Source organism: Enterorhabdus sp. P55 (genome assembly GCF_009911695.1).
Classification (GTDB): Bacteria; Actinomycetota; Coriobacteriia; order Coriobacteriales; family Eggerthellaceae; genus Enterorhabdus.
In genome coordinates this window covers 1-14,764 of record NZ_QWKK01000010.1, presented here as the reverse complement: position 1 = coordinate 14,764, position 14,764 = coordinate 1, and the positions used below count along the sequence as shown (strand labels likewise).

Below are 14,764 nucleotides of genomic sequence, written 5' to 3'. Positions count from 1 at the left end.
GGGGGGGGGGGGGGGGGGGGGGGGGGGGGGGGGGGGGGGGGGGGGGGGGGGGGGGGCGTGTTTCACGTGAAACACGCGTATGCGCGCCAGCGCGCGGTGCCCTCCCGGCTGGCGGGGCCGGCCCGCAGCCGCTCGCGCGGCGAGCGAAGCCCCGGCCGGACGCGGGGCTGGCGGGGAAGTGGGGGCGCTGGCGGTGCCCACCCGCGCAGCAGGGTGGCCCGGCCGCAGGCGAAGCGGGGGGGGCGGCTGGACGCGTGGCGCTGGCGAAGGGTGGGCTGGTAGCGCCTCAGCTGAAAGGGATCGGGGCGGCAAAGAGAGAGGGGAGCCGCCGCCGGTCATCCGCGCGGCGGGGCGGCCGATGTTTCACGTGAAACATCGACCCGCGTGCTGGCGCGCAACGGTCTTCCGGCTAAGGAGAGCACGGCCCGCAGGGCGGCCCGCCCGCCACGCCGAAGCCCCAAGTTCGCATGACGGGGGGGGGGCGGCGCGCAGGAGCCGCATGATGGGCGCCCTACGCCGCCGGAGCCTCGTTGCGCAGGCACCGCATGACGGGAAGCCCGCGCCCGGGGAGTCTGCGCCCGGGGATCCCACGCCGTCGGAGCTTCGTTGCTCGGATGCCGCCCTGAGGGGTGTCGTCCTCGGTGCGTGGTTTTCGCAGAGGTGCTCCGGGGTCGAGGGGGAAAGAAGTTAGCGAGGTAAACAAAAGGGCGTGACATCGTACTCCATTTCGCCGTTTAGCGCGCTTTCGGCGAACCGCCGACGGCCCCTGGGGGGCACACCCGTGCGAGCTTTCGCGTAGCGGCGCGTTGACAACCCCCTCCCCGGTACGATGCCCGGCCCCCTCGCTGCTTTCCTCGCCTTCTCCACCCCCCATCGCCTTACCCGCTTGCCCACTAGCCCCCTCACCTCGCGGCGCCTGCGCTGCCCTTCCGCACGTTCTGCCGCGCGCTTCGGCGTCGCCGTGCGAAGAGGGAAAAGGCGATTGCAGCCACGAGTAGGGTTGCGGCGATGCCGAGCTCGATGAGCAGGGTGTGTGAGAACCCGGCCGCGTAGGCATCGGCCTTCGAGGCGCCGCCCGCCAGCAGCCGGGTTGCGTCAGACGACATGACGCCGACGAACAGCGCCGAGGCGAACGACGTCACCACTTGGGAAAACGTCGAGTGAATGGCCGACGCGTTCGAGATCAGCCGCGCTGGCACCGCTTCCAGGTCGTAGGATTTGAGCGGCGCGTAGGCCAGCCCCACGCCCGCATAAGCGGCGCCGGCGCCCACGAGCACGCCGATCGTCATGAGGCGGGACGCGGCCAGTCCCGTGACGATCAGGCCAGCAACCAGTAGCGCGAACCCCGCAGGGACGAGCGGCCAGATGCCCCGGGCGTCCTCGATGCGCCCTCCCAGGTAGGTGGCCGCCACGTAGGCGAAGATGGGTGTCACCAGGTAGCAGCCGGCAACAAACGGGGTGCAGCCCGCCGTCCCCTCCAGGTACAGCGGCACGAGCAGGCTCATATAGAGCGATCCCATGAACCCGAGCAGCGCTATCAGCTCGCCGATGGTGAAGGTCGCATGGCGCAGCGGCGTCAGGTCGAGCAGCGGCTCTTTCAGACGCAGCTGCCACAGGGCGAAGGCGGCCAGCACCGCGCCGCCTGCGGCCATCAGCGCGAGGGCAGAGAGTAGATCCTTGCCGAGGACGTTCACCCCGTAGATGAACAGGGTCAGTCCGGCGAAGCTCAGCAGGATGCTGAGCAGGTCTATCTTGCGGAAGGCGCGGGGCTCGATGTCGTGGATCGTGCGCGACCCGACCGTCAGCAGCACCGCAGCGAGCACGGCAGGCAGCAGGAATGCGGCGCGCAGGCTGACGTAGGTGATGAGCATTCCGGACAGGAGCGGCGCGAAGGCCAGTCCCGCGCCGATGACCGCGCTGTTGAGCGAGAGCAGGGTGGCGGATTTCCCCTTGGGCGCGATGGCAAGGATGGCGGCCGACACCACGGGGAAGAACAGCCCGGCGGTGACCGCTTGGAGGAGGCGCGCCGCCAGCATCGACGGGAAGTCCCACGAGAAGAAGCCCAGCAGCCCGCCGGCTAGCGACAGGGCGTACCCCGCCACCATCACCCGGCGCAGCCCCACGCGCGCGAGCACCGAGGCTGCGGTAGTGATGGTGGCGCCCGCCACGATGGCGAATCCGAGCACCATCCAGTTGGCCAGAGCCAGCTCGATGCGGAAGGCGCCGGCAACCGTGTCGAGCGCGACGTTCATCATCGACTGGTCGAGTGAGGCCAGCAGGTTGCTGGCCAGAAGCACGACGAGCATGACGCGGCTAGACGCAGGTTGCGGCGAAGTGGCAGAAGCGGTGTTCATGGGGCACCTCGACGGTAGTGGGCGACGAAGGGGCCTGACAGGCAGAGGAACGAAAGGCCCTGGTCGATCGTAGCGCCCGCGCGTGTTGCCAGCGCTCCGTTGCTTAACTCGTAAGGCCCGTGAGAACAAGGCGATACGCCCGCGACGCGGAGAGGTCGGGCTGAGATTCGAAATGCCCCCGAAAACACACGGACGCCGTCTTGCCGACGGCGTCCGACTGAGAGCTCGTGGAGCGGGCGACGGGAATCGAACCCGCGTTAGAAGCTTGGGAAGCTCCTGTTCTACCATTGAACTACGCCCGCATGCGCATCGGAGATTATACCCCTTCCTCCCTTCACATCAGCCGGCATTTCAGGGAATCATCACGACTTGCGGAGGTGGGCAGCGCGGGGGCAGCACGGGGGACGGTTCTGTGTGCTGGTTCTGCGAACCAGCACACAGAACCGTCCCCCGTGCTGCTCGCCCTTGTTCAAGAGCTTGCGTATCTCCTGGCCCGTCGTGCCGGTGAATGCCGCCACGTTGTCGGGGGTCGTCATGTAAGGATACTGCTCAAGCATGAACAGGTAGAGTCCGTCCGGGTCGGCCGCCTTGAGCTGTGCCTCGTCTATCTTCATCTTGCCATAGGTTTCCTTCATAGTCGCCTCCTCTCGAAAGTGAGGCGGCCAGCGTCGCTGACCGCGATGATGGGGTGTTTGGATAAACGCCACAACGCTGCGAAAGCCCCGATCGCATGCTTGCGCAGAGCGCGCAGTTGTGACGCAACTCGAAATGAGTGTTCGATGCGGTTATCAAGATGCCTGCATTCCGTATGCATCACCGATAGTTCCGGGGATGCACATTTCACGAGCAAGGCTAAAGCTCTGCGATTCATCCGAGAGAAAGATGTCCCAAATTGAGAAGAAGGTGTCCCGTTTCGATTTGCTCTGCCGTGAAACTTTGCAAAGACTTTGCAGTCCTCTGACAAGGCGCACATACAGCTTGGTCATGCTTGAGCAGAGCCTCCTCTTAGGCTCCCTCCCGTAAGAGGAGGCGTCTTTCAGAGAAAGGAATCGACATGACCAAAAACATGACAAGAAAAGCACTCACTATCGTCGCTACGGCGATTCTCACGCTCGGAATGATGAGCGCCCTCGGCTGTTCTTCACCCGAAACCCAATCGGGGAACTCCAGCGCATCCGAGGCGCAGACGAGCAATCAGATATCGGTGTATTCACGTGAAGATGGTTCGGGCACGCGCGGTGCGTTCGTCGAACTGTTCGGCTTGGAAGAGAAGGACGCGAGCGGCAACAAGATTGACATGACGACGGATGCAGCCGCCATCACCAACTCTACTTCGGTGATGATGACCTCTGTCGCCAGCGACCCGGACGCCATCGGCTACATTTCCTTGGGCTCGCTCAACGATACTGTCAAGGCCGTCAAGATCGACGGCATCGAGGCAACGGCGCAGAACGTGAAGAGCGGCGACTACAAGGTGTCCAGGCCATTCAACATCGTGTTCGCCGAGAACCTCAGCGCACCGGCACAGGACTTCGTGGACTTCATCATGAGCTCCGATGGTCAGGCGATCATCGAGGATAACGGCTACATAGGCGTTGACGAGAATGCGGCTCCCTTTACCGCTACTGGCGCAAGTGGCAAAGTCGTGATCGCGGGATCCTCCTCGGTCACCCCCATCATGGAGAAGCTCGCCGAAGCGTATAAGGCCGTGAATCCTGACGTAGCCATCGAGGTTCAGCAATCCGACTCCACCACCGGCGTCAACATGGCTATCGAGGGCACGTGCGACATCGGTATGGCATCGCGTGACCTGAAGGATTCGGAGGCTTCATCCGGGGTCAGCGCCACGTCTATCGCCAAGGACGGAATCGCTGTGATCGTCGCCCCCGCATCCATCGTCGACAGCCTCACCAGCGACCAAGTGAAGGCGATCTTTTCCGGCGAAGCGCTCACGTGGGCAGAAGTGATCGGCTAGCTATATGTCGAAGTCTGCACGGAAAGAAGGCTTTGCGAGGGTGCTGTTCACCCTCGCTGCCGCGATTTCGATCTTGGCAGTTGCCCTGATATGCGTGTTCCTCTTCGCCAACGGGCTTCCGGCGATGTTCCAGATCGGCATCCCCGAGTTCCTGCTGGGCACCACCTGGAAGCCGGGAAGCGACATGTACGGCATCTTTCCCATGATCGTGGGGAGCATCTACGTGACCGCCGGTGCCATCCTCGTCGGTGTTCCGGCGGGCATCCTGACGGCGATATACCTGTCGTGCTTTGCGGGCAGCAGGGTCGCATCCGTTCTGCGGCCGGGCATCGAGTTGCTCGCCGGCATCCCCTCTGTCGTGTATGGCTTCTTCGGGTTGATGGTGCTTGTCCCCTTCATCAGGATGACGATGCCTGGCAGGGGCCTTTCGCTTCTGGCAGCATCCCTGCTGCTGGGGATCATGATCCTTCCCACCATCATCACCGTGGCGAAGAACGCCCTCGATGCCGTTCCGAGAAGCTACTACGAGGGGGCCCTTGCCCTGGGCGCAACCCATGAGCGGGCCGTGTTCCGCATCCTCGTGCCTGCTGCGTTCTCGGGAATCATGGCGGCTGTCGTGCTGGGAGTCGGGCGTGCGATCGGCGAGACCATGGCGGTCGTTATGGTCGCGGGAAACCAGCCCGTCATACCGAACTCCATCTTCGACGGCGTTCGCACGATGACCGCGAATATTGTTCTGGAGATGGGCTATGCCGCCGACCTCCACAGGGGCGCTCTCTTAGCAACCGGTGTCGTGCTGTTCGTCTTCATCATGCTCATCAGCCTCCTGTTCAGCGCCATCAAGAAGCGGGGTGAGGAGCGATGACGTCGAAGATTCTGCGCGCTCTCGTGTACGTGGGAGCCATCCTCACGGCTCTGGTCCTGGCGGGGATCGTGGGATACATCCTTGTAAACGGCATTCCTCATCTCAAGCCCTCCCTGTTCGAGTGGACCTACACTTCCGAGAACGTCTCGCTCATGCCCGCTCTCATCGATACCATCCTGATGGCCCTGCTCGCTTTGGCGCTATCTGTGCCGACGGGCGTTGGCGCGGCAATCTACCTGGTGGAGTACGCGCGCTCATCGAGCCGCTTCGTGAGGGCAGTCCGCATGACAGCAGAGACGCTCCAGGGCATCCCCTCAATCATCTACGGTCTGTTCGGCTTGCTCTTCTTCACGACCATGCTCGGGTGGGGGCTTTCCCTCATTTCCGGCGCATGCACGCTCGCCATCATGGTGCTCCCCGTCGTGATGCGCACTACCGAAGAGGCGCTTCTCGCTGTCCCCGAATCCTACAAGCAGGGCGGCTTCGCATTGGGGGCGGGCCATGTCAGGACGATCTTTCGCTGTGTGCTGCCAAGCGCGCTTCCTGGCATCGTGGGCGGTGTGCTGCTTGCCCTTGGCCGCTGCGTTGGAGAGGTGGCCGCGCTCCTCTTCACCGCTGGCACCGTGGCGCAGATCCCCGATTTCGGCGGACAGGGCATCTTCGCAATCTTCGATTCGTGCAGGACGCTTGCCGTCCACATGTACGTGCTCGCAAGCGAGGGCCTTCACATGGACGAGACCTATGCAACAGCCGTCGTGCTCCTGATCCTCATCGTGATTCTGAACATGGGAGCGAACTTCGCGGCAAAGAGACTTAAGAGAGGAATGTAGATGATGGACGCAGTCACAGCACCCGAAAAGAGAATCATGGAACCTGAGAAGGAGCAAAGCGTGCAGAGCGCACGGGCGGAAGCCGCCGTCGCTGAAGCGAAGATGGGCGTTGAGGGACTCGACCTTTACTACGGAGAGTTCCATGCTCTCAAAGACGTCACGCTCGATTTTCCGAAGAACGAGGTGACGGCCCTGATCGGGCCTTCGGGATGCGGCAAGTCGTCGTTGCTCAAGACCTTGAACCGGATGAATGACCTGATGGACGGCTGCCGCGTGGACGGGTGCGTCTCCTTGGATGGCGACGACATCTATGGTGGCCTGCCGGTCAATGACCTCCGCCGCCGCGTGGGCATGGTGTTCCAGCAGCCCAATCCCTTCCCCATGAGTATCTACGACAACATCGCCTTCGGCCCGCGTACTCACGGGATCAAGGGCAAAGAAGTGCTCGACGTGATTGTGGAGCAGTCGCTCCGTGATGCCGCCATCTGGGATGAGGTCAAGGATCGCCTGAAGAAGAGCGCCCTTGGGCTCTCGGGTGGCCAGCAGCAGCGCCTGTGTATCGCACGTGCGCTTGCCGTTCAGCCTGAAGTGTTGCTGCTTGACGAGTCCACGAGCGCACTCGACCCGATATCCACGGCGAAGATCGAGGATCTGGTCATCGAGCTCGCATCGAAATACACCGTGATCATGGTTACGCACAATATGCTGCAAGCCATTCGCGTATCTACCAAGACCGCGTTCTTTCTCCTAGGCGAAATGGTTGAGGCAGGTGACACGGATGCGTTGTTCACGCATCCGAAAGACAGCCGAACAGCCGACTATGTGTCAGGTCGCTTCGGCTGAGATCCTTTACATGAATTTGACATTCGCACAGATGCCAGTCCCTTCGCGCGGAACTAAAATAGAGACATGATCTACTATGTTGAGGATGGCAAGAATATCCGGGATCTAGCCACCTATGCCCTGAACCAAGCGGGGTTCGAGGTGGTCGGGTTTTCTTGCGCCGAAGACTTCGAGAATGCTTGCTCGTCGCAGATGCCTGACCTGGTGCTCTTGGACATCATGCTGCCCGGCAAGGATGGCCTTGAGATTTTGGAGTCAATGAGGCTGAACCCCTCCACGCGGCATATCCCTGTTATGATGCTTACGGCGGAGGGCTCGGAAATAGACAAGGTGCAGGGCCTTGATCTGGGAGCGGACGACTACCTGGCAAAGCCCTTCGGCATGATGGAGCTCGTCTCGCGCGTTCGCGCTCTCTATCGTCGGGCCGAGTCACCTGCGATAGCTGTCGGCGGCAAATGCAAATGCGGCGAGATCACACTCGACGGCGAAGCGAGAACCGTCCGCGTCTGCGGTGAGCCCATCTCCCTCACGCTCAAGGAGTTCGACCTCCTTCAAATGCTCATGAACAATTGCGGTCATGTGCTCACACGAGACCATTTACTGGAAAGCGTATGGAGATGGGACTTCGCGGGAAATACGAGGACAGTCGATGCCCATGTCCAGACGCTTCGGCAGAAAATCGCAAGCGCTTCTGCTGAGGCGGCGTCGATGGTGGAAACGGTCCGCGGCGTCGGATACGTCATAAGGCCGTGATCCGATATGGCCCACAAAGAGAAGAAGCTGGCTTCGACGCTCCTGCGTTCCGTCCTTGTCTACTCGCTCGTAATCCTTCTTTGCTTCGCATGCGTCTTCTCGGCATTCTTCTACTTCGTCTACGAGCGGGACGAGGAAGCGAGAATCGAGGCTGTCGCCCAAGCCGCGGCCCGCTCCCTTGATGGCGGAAGCGAGCAGGACGACATCCATGTGTTGGAGAGCCAGCTGCAAGCAGACATTCGTTATACCCTCATCGACGCCGATGGTGACGTGATCTTCGACAGCAACGGCAGCGTGAATGCGAATCACGCGGACCGACCTGAGATCATAGAGGCTCGCGCATCGGGATCTAGTTCCGTCATTCGATACTCCGCGACGCTCGGCGAAGACACCTTCTATGCGGCCGTTCTCCTGCAGTCGGGGAACGTGCTTCGTCTGTCGGAGCAGAGGGCATCGTTTCTTGCCGTCTTCGAGTCCACGGCCCCTGCGCTCGGCGTTGCTCTCTTGGTGGCACTCTTGCTGTCAATCATGCTGTCCAGGCTGCTTTCTCGGCGCGCTGTGGCACCTTTCGGGAAAATTGATGTCGCTCATCCGCTCGAAAACGATGCCTACGTAGAAATGCGCCCGCTTCTGGAGCGAATCGAACGGCAGCGCCGACAGCTTATAGGCCAGAATGACGAGCTCGCCCGCGCGGAGAACATGCGCAGGGAGTTCTCCGCAAACGTCTCTCACGAGATGAAGACGCCTCTCCAGGTCATCTCGGGATACGCCGAACTGCTTTCGAACGGTGGTATTCCGGAAGAGGACGCCAAAAAGTTCGCCTCGCTAATCCTGACCGAATCGGAGAATATGGCGACTTTGATCGACGACGTGCTCGTTCTATCGCGCCTCGATGACCCGTTGCTGGAAAATGCGGGGAAAGAGAGCGTGGAACTGCTCGCGCTCGCCCATGAGGTGGCAACCCGGTTGATGCCCCTTGCGGACAAGCGCAACGTGAGCCTGCGCTGCTTAGGCTCGACGGTGATAGTCGAGGGCAACCGAAGCCTCTTGGATCAAATCATATCCAATCTCATAACCAATGCGGTGAAGTACAGCGATGCAGGCGGAGAGGTCGTGGTCTCCGTCGGCAAGAACTTGAACGCGCTCGACCCCGATGGAGTCGCGGAGGCTTACGTGCGCGTTAAAGACAACGGATGCGGCATCCCTGCCGAAGAGACCAGCAAGATATTCGAGCGCTTCTATCGGATTGACAAAAGCCGCTCAAAAGAAAGCGGAGGGACCGGTCTCGGGCTGGCGATAGCCAAGCACGCGGCCGCGTTTCACAACGCAACGATATCCGTTGAAAGCAGTCTTGGAAAAGGCTCTGTCTTCACGGTGCATATTCCAGTTGATCGCTAAAGAGGACAAGCCATCATGCATGTTCCCATATTGAGGACAGGCATCACTAATTTGCCAACGACATGAAGGAAGAGCTCGCCTATCGCCGCCAGAAGGTCATCGAGGACTACGGCGCGATCAAAGGTGTCATCGAGAACAGGCTCGCCACGCACGACGTCGGCTCGGCCTGGTTCCCCGACCTGGAAACCGGCAAGGAATACCTCCTGTTCCGCATCGCGGACGCGAGGGAGGTGTGGCAGTCGTTCGAAGAGCTCTCGAGCGAGACGGACGACGCGGCCGCCAAGGCTCTCTCGAAGGAGCCTCGCTTTCAGGAGATGCGGGCGAAGTGACGGCGGCGGGCATCATCTGGGCGGCGGCCCTCTCGGTCATATCCTTTCTCGCTGCGAACGCATACACCGCCTCCAGCCTCACCGCAGCGTTAACATATCTTCCCTCCTATGTCGTTTCGGCCGGCCCCCTGTGACCTGCCTCGTGGCCCGGGCACCGCCGGGGATCGGGCGTGTGAGCAAGGGGGAAATGCGAAACCCGGAGGGCTTGAGTTTTCGGAAGGTTCTGGACGATGCTCCGTCTTGCTGAAAAGTTTTCGCGTCCCTTGCCACCGCGCTCGGTTCTCGGCGAGAGCGCGGAGCCAGAGGCGGTTGGGATCGGAACAGATGCAGGAGGTCGCCATAAGCCAGAGCAGACAAAGAGAAAGCCCGCCAACCTCCTGGCCGACGGGCACGATGGGGATGGGCGCTCCGTCATCCGCGAAGCAGCTGCGTCCCGTCATGAAAAGCCCTCCGCCCGAGTAGCACAGGGGACAGTTCTGTGTGTTAGTTCTAACACACAGAACTGTCCCCTGTGCCATCCGGTTGCGGACTGCGGGGCCTCGGCTGAGCTTCTAGTGGCCGCGGTGCTTCTGCTTGCGCTTCTCCGTCCGCTTGGCAAACTGCTCGCGCTTGCGCTCTTCCTTCTGCTGCCGGGAAAGCGCCTCGCTGGCTTCTATCGCCATGGCGCGCTGCTCTGAGAGAGTCTGCTGCGCTTTGGTCCCGCGCCAGGCGTCCGATCGCATCTCCTTCTCGATCATGCGGCGGAGCCTCTTGGGGTTGATGCGCTTGGACTCCTTGGCCTCGACTTGGACCTCGTGCGTGAAGCGCAGGTCGTTCCAGTGGTCGCGGATGAAGTCGAACACCTCGGGCGTGGTGGGCTCTGCACCGAAAACGTGTTTCGCCACGCTGTAGCTGCCACCGTCCTCCGTCTCGACGAGACCGATCCAAAACGGCTCCTCGAAGCGCACGGTGAGTTTGCACAGGCTCATCGCTGTTCCTCCTTTATGTAGTTGACGAACCTGAAGGAGGGACAACCAAGGAGGCAGGTTACTGGCGGCACGTCGCAGGAGGGCGGCCGCACCCCGACTACCCGACGGGGTCGTGTTTTTACCTTCGGGGGAAGTATACCGCAGGAGAAACGAGAAACCCTCCGCCTGAAGACAGAGGGTTTCGGCGAGCATGTTTCTGACTGCCCGTCATGGGCATGGGGCAAGACGGTCGCTACCTTGACAGGTTCCTTCGCGCCCACAGCTGGAGGTAGACGAAGCCGACGACAGCGGGAAGAACCGGTGCCGCCGCCTGCGCCGCGTAGATTCCGATGAAGCCGCAACCCAGGGGGGCGGACAGAATCCAGGCCAGCCCTGCCCTCATAGCGAAGGCGTCGATGAGGGAGTTCGCCAGGGCCAGCTTCGGCGCGCCCGAGGCAAGGGCGAATGAGTCGAGGGCGTACATCGACGCGTAGAAGATCCCGTTCACGCTGCAGGTGATGCGAAGGTAGAGGACTGCTGCGTCGATGAGCTCCCGACTCGATTCCCCGAAGAGCGAGACGAGCCACTCCGGGCCCAGCTGCACGACGATCTGGATGCACACGGTGACGGCAATGGCCATGAGGCAGCCCGACTTGGCGAATGCGACCGCCCGCTCGGGCATCCCGGCTCCGATGCTCTGCGAGACCGCGGCGGAGACGGCCTGGCCGACGCCCCAGCAGGGCAGCCCCGCGATGGTGCTTATCTTGAGGCCGACTCCGGAGGCGGCGGCGATGGTCGGGCCGTAGGAGTTGAGCCATGCGGTCACGAGGACGTAGGAGAGGTTGATGACGGCCTGCTGCGCGGCCATGGGGGCGCCCACGCGGAGGACATCCCGTGCGGCCGCGATCGCTTTCCCCCGCTCCCGGGCTTCGCGCATGGAGCGGAGCACGCTCCGGGCGGAGGCGTACCTGCGCCGCGCGAGCCACAGGGCGAAGACCGCCCCCGCGCCCTGGGCGGCCACGGTGGCGATGGCGGCGCCGACCACGCCGAGGCCGGCGCCCGCGATGAGGGCGAAGTCGAGGATCACGTTGGCGACGGCGGAGAAGGCCATGATGGCGAGCGGGCCGAGGGAATCCCCCTGCGCCCGCAGGAACGCGCACGCGGCGTTGAGCAGGAAGAGGCCGACCGCGCCCAGGGAAATCACTTCGAGGTACGCGGCCGTTTGGACGAGCGAGGCGTCGGGAACGCCCATAAGCGAGAAGATGGGATGGGCGAGCGCCGTGCCCGCCAATGTTGTGGCCGCGGCTCCCAGGAGGGCGACTCCGATGGATGCGGCGAAGGCGTGCCGCTGCCCCTGCTCGTCGCGAGCACCCACGCGGTTGCCCACCGCGACGGTGCAGCCCGACATGAGCCCTATGGCTATCGAGCTGATGATGAAGACGATGACGGAGGCGTTGCTGATTGCGACAAGCCCCGTCTCGCCGACGATGTTGCCTACGACGCCCATATCGACGAACTGGTAGACGTATTGGAGGAGGTTCGCCGCGATGAGCGGGGCAGAGAAAGCCGCAAGGCGCTTCGGGGCGCTCCCCTCCAGAAGGGATGACGTGTGATCTGCAGATGCTGACATGGAAAGCCTTTCGATGGGGTGAGAACAAAAAAGGAACGGACGCATGCCCGTTCCCGTGCCCATCGTTCATCTGCGCAAGCCGAAACAACCCGTAGCGGGTTGCGGGGGCCGACGATTTATCAGGCTTCGCTCCGGTCAGCGTCTCGTCTGTGTGCTTCCGGAGCCGCCCCAATGCAGAGCTTCATGTCTGTTCCTGTCGATGCGATTACTCAAGCACATGGATTATCCCATCGGGCGCAGGGGCTGGCAAGGAGCCGCCGCGTAGTTTCCGCTGAAGTCGCAACCTAGGGGCGATGCGGTGCGCATCTAGGCCGCTGCCCTTCCTGGAGCACGGGGCCTGGAGCACGGGGGACAGTTCTGTGTGTTAGGACTTCGGTCTGCACGGGGCGCGGGGCACGAGCGCGGGGGCGGTTCTCTGCTCCGCCCGCCCGCGCGCTGCCGATACGCGGAACTGTCCCCTGCGCCGCCCTGTTCCCCTGCGTTGCTGTTGTTGCCCCTGCGCTACCCCCGTGTTACCGTCTGGTGCCATTGTTTCGTTTAAGCGCGTCAGCGTGGCGCGGGAAGGGCCGGGGAAGAGATTCCCAAGCTTGACTGGCGAGGGCCATGACGCTGCAGCCGATCGAGTCTTCGTGCGCGAGTAGGCGCGCTCTTGCTCGGGGGAGGGGAGCACGGGGGACAGTTCTCTGTGTTGCTCCTAGGGCTGCTTGCGCGATGCGGTGCGCCGTCCTTGAAGCGTGACATTTGGTGTGACCCCTTGTCACCTTGTCACCTTCACGCGTGAAACATCGTGGCGAAGGCGTCGGGTTTTCGCGTCGAAACGGCAACTGCGCTCCACGTCGCGCGTCCTTCAGCCTATAGTGGTTGCAGAAGCGAAGGCAAGAAGGAGCAAGCGACATGACGAATTCCCCGCTCATCGTAGGCGAAAACAGCTCGGAGGATACCGCGCGAAGGGCGGCCGCGCAAAGCGCCACGCGAGGGACGGTCGCCTCGGATGCCGTGTACGGGGCGACGCCGACATTCGACACGTTTGTGTTCGACTTGGATGGGACGCTGCTCGACACGCTGCCTGATTTGGTGGTCATCACGAATCGCGCGCTCGCCAGGGAGGGCTATCCGCCGCGCACGCGTGAGGAGATCCACAGCTTCGTGGGCAACGGCCTCATGGCGCTCATGTTCCAGGCGGTGCCCGAGGGAACCCCTTCCGGGGCGGCCGAGCGCGCCATGGAGCGCTGGAAGGAGCTCTTCCCCACCTATGCCAACGACCTGACCATCCCATATCCAAAAGTGCAAGAAATGCTTGATGATCTGCGGAAACGTGGATACAAGCTGGGGGTGCTCTCCAACAAGTTCGACGCGGGCGTGCAGCAGGTCATGAACCAGAAGCTGCCAGGCGTCTTCGAGGTCATGCACGGCGAATGCGCCGAGATTCCCCGCAAGCCCGATCCGACAGGGCTGCTGCGCACCATCCGCGAGCTAGGCTCCGTGCCCGAGCGCGCCGTCTATGTTGGCGACTCTCCCGGCGACGTGCGTACCGCGCGCAACGCAGGCGTCTATGCCGTGGCAGTCACCTGGGGCTACCACGACGAAGCTGACTTTGCCGCCGAGGACGCTTCTCCCGACTTGATGGCCTACTCGCCGCTCGACTTGCTGTCTCTGGTCGCTGCGGCGGATGACTGCGATGCGCCGGATGTTTCACGTGAAACACCCGATCGCTCGAAGGCGACGCCTCCTGCGGTAGCGGAGGAGGCGGGCGCGTGACGGAGAAGGCGCCGCGAGCGGAAATCGCCGCCCACGAGGGGGCGGGGGAGCCGAAAGTGGAAAGCCCATCGTGTGTGGAGGCGGCTTGGGGGTTCTTGCGGCGGAATCGGCGCGCAGTGTCCTGGGTGCTCGTGGTGCTGTGGGCGGTGGTCATCTTCCTCATGTCCGCCAACACGGGCGCGGATCTCGCCGACGGTGACGGACTGGTGGCTCGCGTGCGGGCGCTGCTCATGTCTGCCCAGGTGGCCTGGTTCGGGGTGGGCGTTGACCTGGTGTCGCCGTTCGCGCACTTTTGCGAGTACGCGCTGTTCGGGTTCCTGCTGCAGAACGCCTTAGGCTGCTCGTTGACGCCGCGCCGGGCGTTGCTGCTGGCCGTCGTCGCCGCCAGCGCCTATGGCGTGACCGACGAGTTCCATCAGCTGTTCGTGCCCGGCCGCGCCTGCGATCCGGTCGACTGGCTCGTCGATACCGCCGGCGCCACCCTCGGCGCCTTCCTGGCCCACGCCGCTCTCCGTCGCTTCCAGCCCCCTGCCAGGCGCTAGCCACCCGCGCTGATTGCCGCGACCTGCTAGGTGCGCCGAAGGCTGTCGCGTCGCTACGCAGAGCGCTGCTATGCAGGATGCGTGCCGCCGCTAGCTCTCCCTCCCGGCGGTCAAATTGCGCACGAATGTTTCACGTGAAACATATGCGGAAAAGAAACCTGCCGACGGAGCTCTCGTGCCGGGTTTTTCCCACCCCTTCCCTTGGCGTTGGTCGTTCGCCGGACGCCCCTCCCTCCCTCCCGACTCCGCTCTCCCGTTGTGAGACGCCGCGCGCCTTCGCGCAGCGACGCAGAAAATGTTTCACGTGAAACATTCGTACGCAGAATCACGGCCCCCTAACGCGACCTGCGCCCCCGCCCCCCCCCTGCGCCTCTTGCGCTCGCGCGTTCTCGTGCGCCTGCCCACGGCGTTCCATCCGTTCGCGTTCTCACTTCGTGCATCTCCGCCTGCCCGCGCCTGTTCGTCCGCCCCCCCCCCTCTCCTTTTCCGCGCTGCTGGCGCTCTGTGCCCTTCTCTTCCTCGTGCCTATCTCCCGCCCCA

Annotated in this window: 14 protein-coding genes and 1 tRNA gene; 9 read left to right on the top strand and 6 right to left on the bottom strand. The window is 63.0% G+C overall.

Annotation, left to right across the window (positions count from 1 at the left end):
- Positions 1 to 902: 902 nt before the first annotated feature.
- The 4 genes from D1643_RS02215 to D1643_RS02200 all read right to left on the bottom strand — a co-directional run bounded on the left by D1643_RS02215 (position 903) and on the right by D1643_RS02200 (position 3,340).
- Complete coding sequence (locus D1643_RS02215; protein WP_160708174.1) at positions 903 to 2,354, bottom strand: MFS transporter; 1,452 nt, start codon at positions 2,352 to 2,354, stop codon at positions 903 to 905.
- 228 nt (positions 2,355 to 2,582) lie between these two features.
- Positions 2,583 to 2,656: transfer RNA gene (locus D1643_RS02210), tRNA-Gly, on the bottom strand.
- 60 nt (positions 2,657 to 2,716) lie between these two features.
- Positions 2,717 to 2,989: a hypothetical protein gene (locus tag D1643_RS11745; RefSeq protein WP_236643317.1), complete on the bottom strand. Its 273-nt coding sequence runs from the start codon at positions 2,987 to 2,989 to the stop codon at positions 2,717 to 2,719.
- A gap of 153 nt (positions 2,990 to 3,142) precedes the next feature.
- Entirely contained in the window at positions 3,143 to 3,340 is a 198-nt protein-coding gene (locus tag D1643_RS02200) for a hypothetical protein (protein ID WP_160708172.1), read from the bottom strand.
- Positions 3,341 to 3,408: 68 nt separating this feature from the next.
- Between D1643_RS02200 and D1643_RS02195 the strand changes: the two genes are divergently transcribed.
- The 7 genes from D1643_RS02195 (at position 3,409) to D1643_RS02165 (ending at position 9,347) form a co-directional block, all read left to right on the top strand.
- Complete coding sequence (locus tag D1643_RS02195) at positions 3,409 to 4,329, top strand: substrate-binding domain-containing protein (RefSeq protein ID WP_236643316.1); 921 nt, start codon at positions 3,409 to 3,411, stop codon at positions 4,327 to 4,329.
- Positions 4,330 to 4,369: 40 nt separating this feature from the next.
- Positions 4,370 to 5,194, top strand: a complete 825-nt coding sequence (pstC, locus tag D1643_RS02190; RefSeq protein ID WP_370520264.1) for a phosphate ABC transporter permease subunit PstC — start codon at positions 4,370 to 4,372, stop codon at positions 5,192 to 5,194.
- Entirely contained in the window at positions 5,191 to 6,024 is an 834-nt protein-coding gene (pstA, locus tag D1643_RS02185; RefSeq protein WP_160708168.1) for a phosphate ABC transporter permease PstA, read from the top strand. Before pstC ends, pstA begins: the two co-directional genes overlap by 4 nt.
- 102 nt (positions 6,025 to 6,126) lie before the next feature.
- Complete coding sequence (gene pstB, locus D1643_RS02180) at positions 6,127 to 6,867, top strand: phosphate ABC transporter ATP-binding protein PstB (RefSeq protein ID WP_236643318.1); 741 nt, start codon at positions 6,127 to 6,129, stop codon at positions 6,865 to 6,867.
- A 66-nt stretch (positions 6,868 to 6,933) separates the two neighbouring features.
- Positions 6,934 to 7,620, top strand: coding sequence for a response regulator transcription factor (locus tag D1643_RS02175; RefSeq protein WP_160708164.1), 687 nt, complete (start codon positions 6,934 to 6,936; stop codon positions 7,618 to 7,620).
- Between the two features lie 6 nt (positions 7,621 to 7,626).
- The gene (locus D1643_RS02170) at positions 7,627 to 9,018 is read left to right on the top strand and encodes an ATP-binding protein (protein WP_160708162.1); all 1,392 of its coding nucleotides are present in this window, start codon (positions 7,627 to 7,629) and stop codon (positions 9,016 to 9,018) included.
- A 62-nt stretch (positions 9,019 to 9,080) separates the two neighbouring features.
- Positions 9,081 to 9,347: a hypothetical protein gene (locus D1643_RS02165; protein ID WP_236643315.1), complete on the top strand. Its 267-nt coding sequence runs from the start codon at positions 9,081 to 9,083 to the stop codon at positions 9,345 to 9,347.
- Between the two features lie 551 nt (positions 9,348 to 9,898).
- On the opposite strand, the gene D1643_RS02160 is transcribed toward D1643_RS02165, so the two are convergent.
- Together D1643_RS02160 and D1643_RS02155 are read right to left on the bottom strand one after the other, a co-directional pair.
- Positions 9,899 to 10,315 (bottom strand): YjdF family protein, encoded by a 417-nt coding sequence (locus D1643_RS02160; RefSeq protein WP_160708160.1) that lies wholly within the window; start codon positions 10,313 to 10,315, stop codon positions 9,899 to 9,901.
- 232 nt (positions 10,316 to 10,547) lie between these two features.
- Complete coding sequence (locus D1643_RS02155) at positions 10,548 to 11,924, bottom strand: MATE family efflux transporter (RefSeq protein ID WP_160708158.1); 1,377 nt, start codon at positions 11,922 to 11,924, stop codon at positions 10,548 to 10,550.
- 894 nt (positions 11,925 to 12,818) lie between these two features.
- Here D1643_RS02155 and D1643_RS02150 point away from each other — a divergent pair.
- Together D1643_RS02150 and D1643_RS02145 are read left to right on the top strand one after the other, a co-directional pair.
- Positions 12,819 to 13,682, top strand: a complete 864-nt coding sequence (locus D1643_RS02150) for an HAD family hydrolase (protein WP_160708156.1) — start codon at positions 12,819 to 12,821, stop codon at positions 13,680 to 13,682.
- 116 nt (positions 13,683 to 13,798) lie between these two features.
- The gene (locus D1643_RS02145) at positions 13,799 to 14,224 is read left to right on the top strand and encodes a VanZ family protein (protein WP_370520263.1); all 426 of its coding nucleotides are present in this window, start codon (positions 13,799 to 13,801) and stop codon (positions 14,222 to 14,224) included.
- Positions 14,225 to 14,764 lie beyond the last annotated feature (540 nt).

What these genes read in the sequence shown, in the direction of transcription:
- D1643_RS02215 (WP_160708174.1), bottom strand. Translation starts at nt 2,354, where the DNA reads ATGAACACCGCTTCTGCCACTTCGCCGCAACCTGCGTCTAGCCGCGTC.
- D1643_RS11745 (WP_236643317.1), bottom strand. Translation starts at nt 2,989, where the DNA reads ATGAAGGAAACCTATGGCAAGATGAAGATAGACGAGGCACAGCTCAAG.
- D1643_RS02200 (WP_160708172.1), bottom strand. Translation starts at nt 3,340, where the DNA reads ATGACCAAGCTGTATGTGCGCCTTGTCAGAGGACTGCAAAGTCTTTGC.
- D1643_RS02195 (WP_236643316.1), top strand. Translation starts at nt 3,409, where the DNA reads ATGACCAAAAACATGACAAGAAAAGCACTCACTATCGTCGCTACGGCG.
- pstA (WP_160708168.1), top strand. Translation starts at nt 5,191, where the DNA reads ATGACGTCGAAGATTCTGCGCGCTCTCGTGTACGTGGGAGCCATCCTC.
- pstB (WP_236643318.1), top strand. Translation starts at nt 6,127, where the DNA reads ATGGGCGTTGAGGGACTCGACCTTTACTACGGAGAGTTCCATGCTCTC.
- D1643_RS02175 (WP_160708164.1), top strand. Translation starts at nt 6,934, where the DNA reads ATGATCTACTATGTTGAGGATGGCAAGAATATCCGGGATCTAGCCACC.
- D1643_RS02170 (WP_160708162.1), top strand. Translation starts at nt 7,627, where the DNA reads ATGGCCCACAAAGAGAAGAAGCTGGCTTCGACGCTCCTGCGTTCCGTC.
- D1643_RS02165 (WP_236643315.1), top strand. Translation starts at nt 9,081, where the DNA reads ATGAAGGAAGAGCTCGCCTATCGCCGCCAGAAGGTCATCGAGGACTAC.
- D1643_RS02160 (WP_160708160.1), bottom strand. Translation starts at nt 10,315, where the DNA reads ATGAGCCTGTGCAAACTCACCGTGCGCTTCGAGGAGCCGTTTTGGATC.
- D1643_RS02155 (WP_160708158.1), bottom strand. Translation starts at nt 11,924, where the DNA reads ATGTCAGCATCTGCAGATCACACGTCATCCCTTCTGGAGGGGAGCGCC.
- D1643_RS02150 (WP_160708156.1), top strand. Translation starts at nt 12,819, where the DNA reads ATGACGAATTCCCCGCTCATCGTAGGCGAAAACAGCTCGGAGGATACC.